Here is a 13,331-nt window from a genome sequence, read left to right on the forward strand (position 1 = left end):
GTCGCAGCCGCTGCTCATTCCTTATCTTCCACGCGACATCTCTCCGTTGGGGACTGGCGACGGTCCCCTCGATGCTCGGTCCGCGCTGACCGGCGCCAGCCGAAGGTCGTGTCGAGGCCGCGCAGCGCATGCTTTTAACCTGTCGCCGCCCCAACTTGGACAGGCATCACCTGACTCCTGGACAATGCTTACCGCCCGGTTTTGGGGTCGAGCTTGGCATCGAACGGAATCTTGTCCAGCTTCGCCATAAGGTCGGCGAACATGTCGTCCCTCGCGATGGGAAAGTGGCGTCGAAACCCTTCCCCCAACTTTACCAAGTCCCGCTCAGTCAGGAACCCTATCGACACAATCCTTTCGGACATTTTGCGCTCTCCTCAATTCACCCAACAGCCGACATCGACGGCTGTGCGCAGAATTTCGTCTGCGATACGATCGGCACCGAGCTACAGCACACCGATCCATTTCGATGCGCGCTCAGGTTCCCCCCGGCTTCGCAGACGCCCGGACAAGCTTGATCCTGTTTGAGCTCAGCCGACGGCACCTGCGCTGGCGTCGGGGCGAGGCACTTGATGGGGACTACCGGCCAGGCGGACGCGCGATGCGCAATGGCAAGCTGCAGAACAACGACGAGCATAGGGTCGGCGGATTCCAAGCGTGGCCCACGGGTGTGCGGGAATGCCCCGCGAGACCGCGGCGTTACATCGACGAAGACCCTGGAGGAAGATCGACGTCTTCTCCCGCGCCGCCTTCCTCGTTCTTGATGTCAGGCAGCGCCCTGTGCCCTTTGCCAGCATCGATCGTCGGACCGCCCCCTCCCCCTGCACTATCCTCATCATAGTCTTCCGTGCCGATCGCAGTGCCGCCAGCACCCGCGCCGCTACCGGCAACAGCGCCGGATCCTTCCTGGGCTCTGCGCCCTCTGTCAGGTCCATCAGCATCGATCAGAGGCGTGATGTTCAACTGTTCCTCGGTCGTCTTCTCGTCCCCGTCATATACCGGAGGCGAGAATGGCTTGCTGTCGTCTTTGGTCATGGTCATGAGTCCTTTGCAGGTCTAAAGGGCAATCTCGAGCCGTCGGACCAGCTGGCGCTTGACTGGCATGCATGGCGTCGGATCGTTGATGGAACTTCCAGATCGCAGGTGAGGCTGGAAGTCCCTGCCCGCCGCTTACGAGACTGGTGATCAAGATGCGACCGGGAACGCTCGCTCCCGGCCACACAGCATCACAGAGTGGCAGCCCGGGCCCGCGAAGCATTATGTCCGCCGTTGCGATAAAGAACGTCGCGGACGAGGTCCCCGTCAATGCCTGCATCGTTCACAGTGACCAATACCCTGCCATCCTTGAGGCCGCTGTTATAATAGGCTGCGTCTTCTTCTTCGATGCCATGCTTGGTCAGCACTTCGTTCAAGCTGCCCCCGACAGCTCCAAGAACAGCGCCAAGTCCGATCGCCTCAGGAACAGCCGAAGCGGCGATGGCGCCCGCGGCGGCCAGCGGACCCACACCAGGAATTGCGAGTGCCGCGACCCCCAGACCAGCCCCGAGCGCACCGCCTCCCAGAATGCCGCGAAGGACGTTTCGATGATGCTCATCGGTGATCTCGCCATCCCCCGAGCGCGTCGTCGTTGTGCCACCATGGTGGGCAATGACCGATAGGTCGGTGTCGGTCACGCCTAGCGCGCGCAGGTCGGAAACCGCGCGTTCGGCTTCAGCATGGGTGTCAAAAAGCGCTGCTGCTTGAACCATTTCCTCGATCCTCTTCTAATGTCTGGCCATCATTGTGGCTGAGACCTAACGGAGCGGGCGCATGAGTGTTCCGCTGAACACCAGGGAGGGTGCAAATCTGCTGTCAAAGGAGAACGCGGCACTGTCAGGCCAGTACCCTTGACCGGAAAGGCAAGGGGCGCAGCGGAGACTATCTGGCTCTCCCTCCGATACACGTAGTCAAACAGTCGTTAAGATTGGCCGCATGCCAAATTCCCTACAGGCAGGCCAATTGCCGACCGGAAGCTGCTGAACGCCCAATCACGTGAGTCTTGGAAGAACGGCCACGCCGCCGGGACGTCCCAAAGGGCCTGGGCGGAGGGACGTGGAGTCCCTTGCGACTATGCTTCGAGCGCAGGTCAGCCAGACGGATAGATGCCATGCAGATCGGTATCGAAATGATTTTCGATCGCTGTAGTGCATGCGCAGGCCGTCCGCCGCAGCAAATCTTCATCCTTCACCGTGAAAACGCAGCGGCGCGTTGCGATGGTGCCCTCGTCACGAAGCTTCTTGACGACACGGGTTACAAAAGTACGCCCGATACCCAGCATCTCTGCCAGCTGATCTTGGTTTATGGCGAATTCGCAGGCATAGGTGCGGCTCACGGCCGCGAGCAGCCATTTGGCGGTGCGCTGTGAAATTCTATGGGTGCCCATATCCGGCCTGTCGAAGCCAGTGGCCCCGACAGCGTCCAGAACGGTATCGCCCTGTCCGGCACCGTCTACTGGATGTTCGACCGGGGGCTTATCAGCCTCTAGGACGATCTCGACATCATGATCTCCCGTCAGGCCAATGACAGCGACAGCATCACGGGCCTTATCAACAACAGCCGCCACGCCATTCTTCCAATGCGCGCAGCAGACGGGCCACACCCCCATTTCCTGGCTTGCCACCGGGAGAATGTCTTCATGCTTTGAATGCTGAACGTGCCAAAGCAGCCTGACCCGCCCCCAACATAGCCAAGGACCATCAGCCCATGGCCAGATACCGCCCCATTATATTGGAAGGCCTGCTGATGCAGGAAGGCCGCCAGCTTATCCTGCAAATTACCGACGGTGGGCAATGGCGACTTGTCGCCCTGGGCAGGCAAGAGCATCTTCTGGGCCGCCAAGTACGCGTCGAGGGTGTGCGGGAAGACCATGATATTGTCGCCGTGGACAAGATCACCGCCAGATGATGAGGACAGCAACGGGGGCACCGCGAGCAGACCATAATGACTCTCCCGCATGGCATGCGCAGAGCGCGCAGGTGACACAATGCCGAACCCCACTGGAGCCCAAACACGACTCGGCGATCCCGACTCTGGAACAATCCAAGCGCCTGTCGGTCTTACCAAGGGGACGACAGGACAGATATGATGCGCAACGCACTTGCCCAAACACCCGAACGTCGTCGAAGTCCACGCGAGACTGCCAACGTTCCATGCACGGTCAACTGGTCAGGCCTCTATGAATTTGCCACGATCAGAAACTTGTCGATCTACGGAGCGCAGCTCGACGGGTTCGAATTTCCGCCAGCCGGTACGGCCGTTACGATCGTAGTCAATCGGGTCGAAATCTGCGCGTCGATTATCTGGGCGGACGGCGAGACATGCGGCGTGCTGCTGGCACATGATGTCGATCCCGCAGCCTTCATTCGCAAACATTCCATCCGGCCTCTGGGGCATGAAGCGCCCTCAATGGGCACCATCACGCAGATGAACGTCCTTAGCGCCTGCTGAGTGCGACGTTGCCGCACGCCTTGAGCTTCAGCTGAACGTCACAGGGGCAGGTAAAACAAAGATCCATACCGCCCGCGCTGCGTTAGACGTCCGACCAGGAGAGGCGGGGAAGGTACCTGCCAAAAATAGACCCCGTCAGCGAACGACCGCTGACGAGGCCATCGCGGCTATTGATAGCCGCCTTCCTGTTCCCGCTTTTCCGCGGCATCCTTTTGGACGTCCTCCAGTTCATCGGCGTCCTGATCTTCCTCCTCGGCATCAACATCGACGTCGACATCTTCGTCGGCGCCATCAGCGCCGGGCAGATCGTCCATGGACGTGCCCTTCATATCAGCCTGGTCATTTTCGCCTGGAATCTGTTCGGGGAACATCGCTCTCTCCTGTCAGCTATGGACTCAGCCAACCGGTGAAAGGCGAGCATGTTCCGTGCGGCTTTCGTCTGGGCCGCCACACCTCCGTCGACAGCGTGCCGGAAGGCCATCTTATTGTTGCCGGCGACAGGATCATGCCAAATGACGCTGACACAGGAGCAGATTTCATGGGGCGCGGCATCCGTGCTCATCCGCCGCCATGGCGAAGAAGCAAAAATACATGCCGACAGTAGAATTTCCGAGCTGACCGCAATCGGTGACGACCAAGGCATCGCCATTTGGAATAAAATCGCCTGCTGCATCAATGTGCTGAGCGGGACGGGACCATCAAATTAGCGTCGTCATTTGATGTTAAGCCTGCGTGACTCTATCTCGCACCTGTCGCTGTCCGTTGAAAGGCTGGCGATCTTCCTATCCTCCCTTCAGGAGCAACAAAAATGTCAGAACAGCCGGTCGCACAAGATATGCTTATCACCCTCACCGCCGACATCGTTGCGGCGCATGTATCCAACAATAGTGTCAGCGTCGGCGATCTGCCGCAGCTGATCGCCAACGTGCATCGGGCTCTTAACGGCCTGGGCACGAAAGAACCGGAAAGACCCAAGCTCGAGCCCGCCGTCTCGATCCGCGCCTCGGTGAAGCCCGATCATATCATCTGCTTAGAGGACGGTAAGAAGCTCAAAATGCTCAAGCGGCACCTAATGACCCGCTATCAGATGACCCCGGATGACTATCGCGCCAAATGGGGCCTTCCCGCCGACTATCCGATGGTTGCGTCCAGCTATGCCGCCACCCGCAAGGCGCTGGCGCTCAAAATCGGTCTGGGCCGCAAGCCCAAGGCAGCGGCTGCCGCACCTGCTGCAAAGGTGCCGGGCACCCGCAACCGCAAAGCCAAGGAACCCGAACTCGCCTGATCGAAGCGCGAGGAATCCAGAATTTCACCATGGGGTGGCATCTTACCGCCCCATGTCGTTCAAGAAGCTCTTTCGCGCTGTGCCCATTCGTGAAGGCGCGTACTATGCGGCAAGGAGGCGCAAGCGCCAGCAGCGAAGGCTTGCCGTCAAAATAGCTGCCGGAACGATGATCTTCGCTGCCGTAGGGGGCGGGACTTTCATGACGCGCGATCACCATGAAGATCGTCCCGCACGAGAACGCGGCGGCGGATGGTCCTACCCGCATTGCGATGCTGCCGCGCCGCAGGCGCTGGCCCCTTCACGTCATTGCAAAGGCCTCTCACGCGGTTGACCGAATTGAGGACGCGCCCCGCCCTGACGTCTCACCCGGTAAGTGCCGAGCTTCCTAAGTCCGGTTTTTAGGCGATCCGGACGCTAGGATCATGAGCCCTGTGGCGGTGCTCCGATAGGCTGAGGGATTGCAGGACAGCGCGGTCTTATCCGGCCCGGTGCGGTGTATGCCGTCGCCCCTCGTTATAGTAAGGAAGGCGCAGCGTGGCCCTCAGAAAATCCCAGCGATGAAAGGAGGAAAGTCCGCGGGAGCCATCGGAAAACTGACTGGTGATTTCGAGACAACATCGCCTATGAGGGCACGATTTGGAGGTCGTTACGCATGGTGAAAGTGTTTTTGGTGGTGAGACATGACGATGGCCTTTTGGAGGACCTAGGGTCAGGACCCATTGATGTGAGCGGCGCGATCTGATTCAGTCTCCTTGAGGAGACTGATTATGAGCGACCTGTACTGGCTGACGGATGAGCAGATGGCGCGTCTGCGACCGTATTTTCCCAAGAGTCACGGCAAGCCTCGCGTTGATGATCGGCGGGTGTTGAGCGGCATTGTGTTCGTCAATCGCAACGGGCTGCGATGGCGGGATGCGCCGAAGGACTATGGTCCGCACAAGACGCTGTACAATCGGTGGAAGCGCTGGGGTGAAATGGGCGTTTTCCTCCGCATGATGGAAGGGTTGGCTGCCGCTGACGCCGATCCGAAGACCGTCATGATCGACGCGACCTATCTGAAGGCGCACCGCACGGCATCGAGCCTGCGGGTAAAAAAGGGGATCTTGGGCGGCTGATCGGTCGCACCAAAGGCGGCATGAACACCAAGCTTCATGCTGTCACCGATGCAAACGGCCGCCCGCTCAGCTTCTTCATGACCGCTGGTCAGGTCAGCGATTACACCGGTGCGGCAGCGCTACTGGAAGACCTGCCGAAGGCGCGATGGCTGCTGGGCGACCGTGGCTATGACGCCGACTGGTTCAGGGATGCCTTGCAGGCGAAGGGTATCGAGCCCTGCATCCCAGGTCGAAAATCTCGGCTCCACCCCGTCAAATATGACAAGCGCCGGTACCGACGCCGCAGTCGCATTGAGATCATGTTCGGACGACTGAAGGACTGGCGCCGCGTCGCCACCCGCTACGATAGGTGTCCGACCGTCTTCTTCTCCGCCATCGCACTGGCTGCCACCGTTATCTTCTGGCTCTGATCAACGAGTCCTGACCCTAACAATCTTCGACATCCCGCACAGTCTCGGCCGTGACGAAGCAGGGCGCCGCATGACGGGTATAGGCAAGCTTGCCTCGCACATCCCAGGCGGCGCGGCCACCGTTAGCACAGCTGGCCCAGCCAGGATCAATTGTCGCTGACCGTTGCGACCATGGGCGTGGAAGTGCCATGCACGGTCGATGCTGAAGATACTCGCCTGCGTATCATCCTGCAATTGCCAGCCATGCTGAGCCTCATGTAAGGACCGATCAAGGCGATCGTTCAACAACAGGGCGAACGACTGCTGCTCGACAAGAAATCTGATCAAAGGGCCTGACCCGCGCCGCAGCGCAGGTCAGACCGTCATCTTCCTTTTCAGGCCCTTCGTTGCCGCGCGTAGAGAAGCGCTGCGACAATAGCGGCCGATCCAATCCCGACAGCGGCACCCAAGAGTTTCGCTGAACCATGTAGCTTGGCGTCCTGTTCTTCCTCGCTCGCATCGGTCGAAAGCTCATCTGCCTGTATGCTTTCTGCATGCGGCGCTGGGTGTGCGGGATAGGGTGCCGTGCTGCCTGGGGGCACGGAAGGACGATGTGTCATATTTTCTCTCCTTGGGTGGATCGAACGCGCCGGTGGCGGCGTGGTTGCGCTAGAACCCAGATCATCCGGCAACAGGCACGCCAAATGAGACAGCCTGCAACGGTGACGGTCCGACCTCGTCGTTGGAACGCGAGGTCGGACCGCCCCCGAGCCTTATTTTCGACCTTTAAGGCTGCGCCACAAGGTCGCGATGCTGGTCAGCACTGCGGCTATCCCAAGAAGAAATGATCCGTCGATTATCACCATTGCCGACTCCTTTCCTTCTCGATATGTTCGCTATATGTTCTCATGTAGGAAAGAGGGATTTTGCGATGTGCGTTTCGATCACCCCAATTCCAGATAGCGTACGCTTGGCGGTCTCCGGCGATGTCGAGACGGTGCTAACGGTGCCCTATGACGAAGATGAGCGGTTTCTGGTGGGTCTGAGCGACGGCACTTTGCTCATGGGCTATTATGATGAAGGCATGCAGTGTCGATGGGAGGTAGCACGCGACGGCGCTGGCATTGTCCGATTCGAAGGCAATGCTGCCCGAGTCGAATGGCGCGTCGAATGGCTGACTGTCGCGACGTTCGACGCGAATGTGGTGGAGCCCGGCCTGCCGCCAGCCGTACCGTTGTTTCCCGAGCTTGATCGTTGGGCGGCTTGACAGCAGGCAAGCTCAAGGACCAGTTGGCCTGATCCAGATTCTCTGAGTCCGTGCGCAATGTCCCATTGCTACTGATGATCGGGAAGTTCAGCGATGGCGCTCGCAAGCCGTGATGGGGAGGAAGGCGGGTTCGCCATATCCGCCATAGACGTCGCTCATCAGCCAGGCGCGTTCAGCGTCGCGGTCCAGCTCTGCGATGCTCTTCCACCAGAAACGCATGGTGGCATCCCAGCGATATCCGCGAGATTTCAGCCGGTCCTTGGAATCGAAAGGCGCGTCGATGGCGTTCACCCGGTAGGTCTGCTGTTCCGAGCAGGCGATCAGCTTTGCCAGGATCGTCTCTCCGTCCGGCAGGCCGTGAGAGAGCAGGTACAGAAGCGCCAGGATGTCATTCTCGGCCCTGTGCCCTTCATAAAACCAGCCGCATTGCGAAACGAGATGAGCGAGCGCGCGCCCCTCAAACCCAAGCGCCAACCAATCCAGTTCTGCCATCGAGCAGGCCCAGGGCTTGCCCGCGATGGCAGGCAGGCGACGATCCACAAACGGTCTGTCGAAAGCCGCATTGTGCGCGACAATGATGTCGGCGGAGGAGAGAATGTCGATAGCGGCCGATTCATCGATCTGCTGCTCGGCAACGTCCGCATCGGTAAGGCCGGTCAGGCTGGTGATTTTCGGATCGATCGGCATGCCTGGATCTTCGCGCCAGACCCGGGGCACCCCGACCTGGATGATTCGTCCACGCTCATCGAACCGGAAACGCTGGATCGCCAGTTCGATGATCCGATCGGTCTCTCGGTCGAGCCCGGTCGTCTCCACATCAATCGCAACCCCGATACGGCTGGAGGCCTCAGGACTTGCTGCATGGAAATGGGTGACGGGGCCAAGGCGCCGCTGCACCCGATAATCTGGATGCACGCTCAGCAGGCGTGCCGCCTGCGCGTGGGGATCGCTTGCGGCGTCGTTCATCTGGCGGCGGCTCCGCTCATGCGCCCTCTACCACCCTGAACACAGCGCCGCTTCCCGCATCCCGAACAAGATCGACCCGTTCGCCGTTCCAGTGATAATCGAGATGCCGACCTTGAACGGGGCTTGAGGCGCAATCCGGATAGAAAAGCGCGACGCATTCTCCCCCGGCCTGCCGGACGCTTGGATAGGCAATACCGTCCGAGCCTGAACTGCGCAGCGTCGCGGCGAGCTGCTGTGCTGCTTCGTAGCTGTCAGGATCGAGGCAAGGGCCCAATGCTGCTACATCCGCTCTGAGATCATGCAAATCGGCATCGACCTTCAGAATGATCTCCCGAAACTGCGATGTCCATCCGGCAGGCTCCGCCGTCCAGGCCATGAAGCGCGCATGATGATGGATCGTCTCGAACAGCGCTGTCTCATAGCTGCGCGCGACATAGAGTACGCCATGATGTCCGGCCGAGAACCGGCTTGGTCGATCGGGACTTACATGAGTGAATGACGCCATGAGATAGGAGGCGCCAACGCCGCCGACCCGTCGCGCGGGAGGGACAAGATCGATATTGCCAACCGACGTCATGATCCGCGGATTTGTCTTCTGCTCGGCGGAGATGAGGAGGGGCCAGTCTGCAGGGTCCGCAATGTCCTCGAACAGATCTATCGGAGGATAGATGCTGCGGATGATTCTGACCGCCCCCTCCCAATGGACCCTGTTGACCGGCGGACCATCAGTCACCGTCACCAGCCGCCACGCTCCGCGTCCAAATAGCGCCGCACCCGCATGATGTCGGTCAATTCGCCGCCCAGCATGACAGACAGCGCGCTTGAGCCATCAAAGACGGCGTTGGGCGCCTTGATCCAGTCATAGCCGCGCTGTGGCTCTTGAAAGATGATTCGCAGGGCCTTGTGGATGCCCATCAGGTTGGACAGCCGCGCAAGGCCGTCACGCGAGATGCGGCCCGGTCCTTCGGCCTTCCAGCGACGAAAGCTGCGCACCGGCATGTCGGTCAGCATGGCAGCCTGCTCGTCCGTGACGCCCCACTTGGCGAAAAGATTGAGGGCCGCGCGAAACATCGCGCCGCCTTCATCCTGCGTGACAGGCTCAGGCCGGAACGGCGCCGGGACCGTCTCGACAGGTTGCAACATGCTCATAACCGCCTCCATATGGCATCATATAGGAAAAATATGCCAAATGGCAATACCGAGGTTTTGTTTGCTAGCCTCGTCGAGCAATGTCCGTGATGTAAACAGGCTGGATTGAAAAACCGCCGCCAAGAGGTAGCCGAAAAGGGCGAATGGAGCGACCATGACATGCCCCAGAACATCTTCGACAGTCCCAGCTAAAGACATCAAATCGTTCGAATGCTGGACGCTGTCGGACCGTATGGACAACGAAACAGAAGAGATGTCAGCCATTCAGCCTAAGCGACTGATTTCAAAAACAAATCATGGACTTGTGAAGTCGCTGCTTTGGCATGCTTTCAATTCGTGGAAAAGACTGCACGTAGATGGAAAGGTCGCCTCCAGTCGCTGCTTTCTCTGATGCGCGTCTTAGTCTGGGACACCGCGTAATTGATGTAGCCACCCTCCTGTATGGTACGAAGTCGCATGAACGCTTCAATGCAGGAGGGTGACCATGTCGATCTACGCAGGACTGGATGTGAGTGACAAGACCACGCATGTGTGCGTGGTTGATGGCGAAGGCGCTGTGTTGCGGCGCGAGGTGTTGGCCAGCGATCCCGACGTCATCGCCAAATGGCTCGGCCGCTATTGCCCAAATCTGGTGCGAGTGGTGCTTGAGACGGGACCGCTGTCGGCGTTCCTCTATCATGGCATGGTGGCTCGCGACGTGCCGATCGAGTGCATCTGTGCTCGCCATGCCAAGGGCGTGCTGTCAGCGCGGGTCAACAAGAGTGATGTTCACGATGCTGAGGGTATTGCGCAGATGGCCCGCACGGGCTGGTTCAAGCGCATCCATATGAAGGCTTCGGCAACGCACTTCGACCGCGCAGCTGTGCGCATCCGCGCACAGTTGATCATGGCACGCACCGCCATGCTCAATCAATTGCGAGGGCTGTTGAAACTGTTCGGTCTCCGGCTCGGATCGACCAGGGCACCAGGCAAGCGCACAGAGCGTCTGGATGCGCTGTATACTCAGCGACCCGATCTGGAAGCGTTATTCGCGCCACTTCTGGCATCCATCGAAGCGATCGAGGCGCAACTGCGGACGTCGAGTCGCATATTGGAGCAGCGCGCTGCATCAGATCCGGTCTGCGCACGTCTAATGACGGTTCCCGGCGTTGGGCCGATTACCGCGCTCACCTACACCATGAGCATCGAAGATCCCCGTCGCTTTGCCAGAGGCGAAGACGTTGGCGCCTATGCTGGCCTCGTTCCGCGCCGAAGCCAGTCGGGCGAACGCGATACGCAAGGGCATATCTCCAAAGCCGGCGATCCGATGCTCCGGCGATCGTTGTACGAGGCAGCCAACATCATCCTAACCCGGGTAAAAAGGCCCTGTGCCCTTCAGAGTTGGGGCAGGAAAATAGCTGAGGCCAAAGGTCCACGGCGGGCCAAGGTCGCGGTTGCTCGCAAGCTAGCTGCATTACTGCATTCCGTTTGGTTGAACGAGACCGAGTTCCGCTGGGCCTGACCCGGCGCTCCCGATCCCGATCAGCCATGCCCGGACGATCTCGTCTGAAATGTGGAGGGTTAAACCTCGTTTGGGACCCAGAGACGTCCACCCACTACCGCTCGGCCGCGATCATGAGGCCCGGACGTTAAGCTCTCCCAGCTGGACACCCGCAAAAACTCTGGCGGATTTGTTGCATTGATGATTCATTGAGCGGGTAGCCATTGGAGGCGATCTGTGATGGATCCGAAGTCGCTTTTCAGTCTGAACGACCACCTTGAGATGCTGAGCCGTCACGGTGATCCGCTTGAGATGCTGGAACGGACGGTAGATTTTGAGTATTTTCGGGACTGGCTGGTCGAGGGGCTGGGTTATGGCGATGGGGGCAAGGGTGGTCGTCCGCCGTTTGATCCTGTCGCCATGTTCAAGATCCTGATTTTGCAGGCCCAGCATAATCTGTCGGATGCGCGGATGGAGTATATGATCCGGGACCGGCTGAGCTGGATGCGGTTTCTGGGTTTTGCACTCGGCGATCGCACTCCCGACGAGAACACAATCCGACATTTCCGCAACCGGATGACGGAGACCGGAACGCTCAAACGGGTGATGAAGGCCTTCGACTGGCAACTGCACAAGAAGGGCTACATCCCCATGTCCGGCCAGATCATTGATGCCAGCCTGGTGCCCGCGCCCAAGCAGCGCAATACCGATGATGAGCGGCAGGCCATCAAGGATGGCAAATCGGCACAGGATATCTGGCCCGACGACCCAGCCAAGGCGGCACAGAAGGACACAGATGCGCGCTGGACGCTCAAGATCGGCGGGAAGGTGCGCTACAAGGATGGCAAGCCGCTGCCGATGATCGCCTTGCCGGTGTTCGGCTATAAAAGCCATATCAGCATAGACCGCCGCTATGGGTTCATACGTGCCGGTGAGGTCACTTCGGCGGCCCATGCCGATGGGCGCATGTTGCGCCATGTGATCGCAGAAAATAGCAGCAGCGAGGTTTGGGCCGACACAGCATACCGTTCCAGGACCAACGAAACATGGCTGGCCGATCGCATGCTGACCAGTCGCATCCACCGCCGCAAGCCCAAGGGAAAGTCCATGCCCAGGGCCACCGCTCGCGCAAATGCGGCAAAGTCCGCGATCCGGGCCAGGGTCGAGCATGTGTTTGCGCATCAGAAAAACCGGTTCGGTTTGTTCATACGCACGATTGGCCTCAAGCGGGCCGAGGCGAAACTCACTTTGGCCAATCTCGCCTACAACTTCGACCGCCTGATCTTCCACGAACGACGTGCCGTCACAGCATGAGTCTGCCCTGAAACCCCCAAATTGGCATGAAATGCCCTATTTGATGACCGAAAACGGCCAAATATGGCACCCAACGCATCGGTCATTGCGACATCAGCACAACGCTCGCTTTACGTAGCCGGTTTTTGCGGGTGTCCAGCTGTCCGACGACCTCGAAGACAACCTTTGGCAATCGGGCACGGGTAAAAAGGAACCGCGATGCGAATATCAATTAGACAACATTCGCGACAGTCGGCTTCCAGGTCATGAACTCAGTGAAGCGGACGTTGGCGAAGCATGGCAGCATATCTGCTTCGCGCCAGAAACCCGCCATGTGGAGATCAAGAGGCGCTCATTTCCAGCGATCAATGGGTCCAAGCTATGCAAATTAGGTCTCCCGATGTGCAATTCGATGAATGGCGCGTAGAAATGCTGCATGTAGCAAGGTGACAACGCGTCTCGTTGAGTAACCACATTCCTCTTGTATCGTTTCGGCTACGTAAACTATGAACATGAGTCAGGGAGTTATCTTGAAAATCACGGGTTTTCAGAAGCGGGTCGAGGAATGGCTGATGGCATGTTTTCCTGCCGCAGTATGGTCCGACCGTGCCGAGCGTACACATCGCTTTCTTGAGGAAGCGCTGGAACTTGCTCAGGCGAACGGATGTTCGCGGGAAGATGCTGCAGCGTTGGTGCAGTATGTCTATGACCGGCCAGTTGGGCATCCCGATCTCGAGGTGGGCGGCACGATGGTGACCCTTGCCGCTCTGTGCAGCGCTTCTGATATCAACATGGACGAAGCAGGCGATCGGGAGCTCGATCGTAATTGGGAACGGATCGACCAGATCCGCGCGAAGCAGGCGTCCAAGCCTCACGGGTCGCCCCTGCCGCAATAATGCTTGTT

Annotated in this window: 18 protein-coding genes; 10 read left to right on the top strand and 8 right to left on the bottom strand. The window is 59.2% G+C overall.

Annotated elements, in window-relative coordinates:
- Positions 1-696: 696 nt before the first annotated feature.
- From sphantq_RS08545 to sphantq_RS24385, 3 genes are all read right to left on the bottom strand, one after another.
- Complete coding sequence (locus sphantq_RS08545) at positions 697-1,032, bottom strand: hypothetical protein (RefSeq protein WP_272800038.1); 336 nt, start codon at positions 1,030-1,032, stop codon at positions 697-699.
- A 191-nt stretch (positions 1,033-1,223) separates the two neighbouring features.
- A complete protein-coding gene (locus tag sphantq_RS08550) occupies positions 1,224-1,745 on the bottom strand; it encodes a hypothetical protein (RefSeq protein ID WP_272800039.1) in 522 nt (173 codons plus the stop codon).
- Positions 1,746-2,122: 377 nt separating this feature from the next.
- Positions 2,123-2,599: a Crp/Fnr family transcriptional regulator gene (locus sphantq_RS24385; RefSeq protein WP_443021542.1), complete on the bottom strand. Its 477-nt coding sequence runs from the start codon at positions 2,597-2,599 to the stop codon at positions 2,123-2,125.
- A 140-nt stretch (positions 2,600-2,739) separates the two neighbouring features.
- Between sphantq_RS24385 and sphantq_RS08565 the strand changes: the two genes are divergently transcribed.
- Both sphantq_RS08565 and sphantq_RS08570 read left to right on the top strand, forming a co-directional pair.
- Positions 2,740-2,940 carry a DUF5818 domain-containing protein gene (locus sphantq_RS08565; RefSeq protein ID WP_272800042.1) on the top strand — a complete coding sequence of 67 codons (201 nt, stop codon included), beginning with the start codon at positions 2,740-2,742 and terminating at the stop codon, positions 2,938-2,940.
- Positions 2,941-3,117: 177 nt separating this feature from the next.
- Positions 3,118-3,483, top strand: a complete 366-nt coding sequence (locus tag sphantq_RS08570) for a PilZ domain-containing protein (RefSeq protein WP_272800043.1) — start codon at positions 3,118-3,120, stop codon at positions 3,481-3,483.
- Between the two features lie 167 nt (positions 3,484-3,650).
- Here sphantq_RS08570 and sphantq_RS08575 read toward each other — a convergent pair whose 3' ends face one another.
- Positions 3,651-3,797: a hypothetical protein gene (locus tag sphantq_RS08575; RefSeq protein ID WP_272800044.1), complete on the bottom strand. Its 147-nt coding sequence runs from the start codon at positions 3,795-3,797 to the stop codon at positions 3,651-3,653.
- A 198-nt stretch (positions 3,798-3,995) separates the two neighbouring features.
- On the opposite strand from sphantq_RS08575, the gene sphantq_RS08580 reads away from it, so the two are divergent.
- The 5 genes from sphantq_RS08580 (at position 3,996) to sphantq_RS08600 (ending at position 7,539) form a co-directional block, all read left to right on the top strand.
- Positions 3,996-4,190, top strand: coding sequence for a DUF6961 family protein (locus sphantq_RS08580; RefSeq protein ID WP_272800045.1), 195 nt, complete (start codon positions 3,996-3,998; stop codon positions 4,188-4,190).
- A 101-nt stretch (positions 4,191-4,291) separates the two neighbouring features.
- Entirely contained in the window at positions 4,292-4,768 is a 477-nt protein-coding gene (locus sphantq_RS08585; protein WP_272800046.1) for a MucR family transcriptional regulator, read from the top strand.
- A gap of 52 nt (positions 4,769-4,820) precedes the next feature.
- Entirely contained in the window at positions 4,821-5,099 is a 279-nt protein-coding gene (locus sphantq_RS08590; protein ID WP_272800047.1) for a hypothetical protein, read from the top strand.
- A gap of 436 nt (positions 5,100-5,535) precedes the next feature.
- Positions 5,536-6,293 (top strand): IS5 family transposase gene (locus sphantq_RS08595; RefSeq protein ID WP_272800048.1). Its coding sequence is split into 2 segments (ribosomal slippage): positions 5,536-5,869 and positions 5,869-6,293, totalling 759 coding nucleotides; the frame shifts between segments, so codons are not numbered across the junction.
- 910 nt (positions 6,294-7,203) lie between these two features.
- Positions 7,204-7,539, top strand: coding sequence for a hypothetical protein (locus sphantq_RS08600; RefSeq protein WP_272800049.1), 336 nt, complete (start codon positions 7,204-7,206; stop codon positions 7,537-7,539).
- An 87-nt stretch (positions 7,540-7,626) separates the two neighbouring features.
- Here the strand turns inward: sphantq_RS08600 and sphantq_RS08605 are convergent, their stop codons facing one another.
- Genes sphantq_RS08605 through sphantq_RS08620 form a run of 4 tightly spaced genes read right to left on the bottom strand, consistent with a single transcriptional unit; the run spans position 7,627 to position 9,918 of the window.
- Positions 7,627-8,505: a 3'-5' exonuclease gene (locus sphantq_RS08605; RefSeq protein ID WP_272800050.1), complete on the bottom strand. Its 879-nt coding sequence runs from the start codon at positions 8,503-8,505 to the stop codon at positions 7,627-7,629.
- 16 nt (positions 8,506-8,521) lie between these two features.
- Positions 8,522-9,247, bottom strand: a complete 726-nt coding sequence (locus sphantq_RS08610) for an RES family NAD+ phosphorylase (RefSeq protein ID WP_443021555.1) — start codon at positions 9,245-9,247, stop codon at positions 8,522-8,524.
- Positions 9,241-9,654 (bottom strand): MbcA/ParS/Xre antitoxin family protein, encoded by a 414-nt coding sequence (locus tag sphantq_RS08615; protein WP_272800052.1) that lies wholly within the window; start codon positions 9,652-9,654, stop codon positions 9,241-9,243. Before sphantq_RS08615 ends, sphantq_RS08610 begins: the two co-directional genes overlap by 7 nt.
- A gap of 18 nt (positions 9,655-9,672) precedes the next feature.
- Complete coding sequence (locus sphantq_RS08620) at positions 9,673-9,918, bottom strand: hypothetical protein (RefSeq protein WP_272800053.1); 246 nt, start codon at positions 9,916-9,918, stop codon at positions 9,673-9,675.
- Between the two features lie 220 nt (positions 9,919-10,138).
- Between sphantq_RS08620 and sphantq_RS08625 the strand changes: the two genes are divergently transcribed.
- The 3 genes from sphantq_RS08625 to sphantq_RS08635 all read left to right on the top strand — a co-directional run bounded on the left by sphantq_RS08625 (position 10,139) and on the right by sphantq_RS08635 (position 13,323).
- Positions 10,139-11,155: an IS110 family transposase gene (locus sphantq_RS08625; RefSeq protein WP_272800054.1), complete on the top strand. Its 1,017-nt coding sequence runs from the start codon at positions 10,139-10,141 to the stop codon at positions 11,153-11,155.
- Positions 11,156-11,374: 219 nt separating this feature from the next.
- Positions 11,375-12,448, top strand: a complete 1,074-nt coding sequence (locus tag sphantq_RS08630) for an IS5 family transposase (RefSeq protein WP_272800205.1) — start codon at positions 11,375-11,377, stop codon at positions 12,446-12,448.
- Positions 12,449-12,957: 509 nt separating this feature from the next.
- The gene (locus sphantq_RS08635) at positions 12,958-13,323 is read left to right on the top strand and encodes a hypothetical protein (RefSeq protein ID WP_272800055.1); all 366 of its coding nucleotides are present in this window, start codon (positions 12,958-12,960) and stop codon (positions 13,321-13,323) included.
- Positions 13,324-13,331 lie beyond the last annotated feature (8 nt).

The organism is Sphingobium sp. AntQ-1 (assembly GCF_028538045.1).
GTDB classification, from domain to species: Bacteria; Pseudomonadota; Alphaproteobacteria; order Sphingomonadales; family Sphingomonadaceae; genus Sphingobium; species Sphingobium cupriresistens.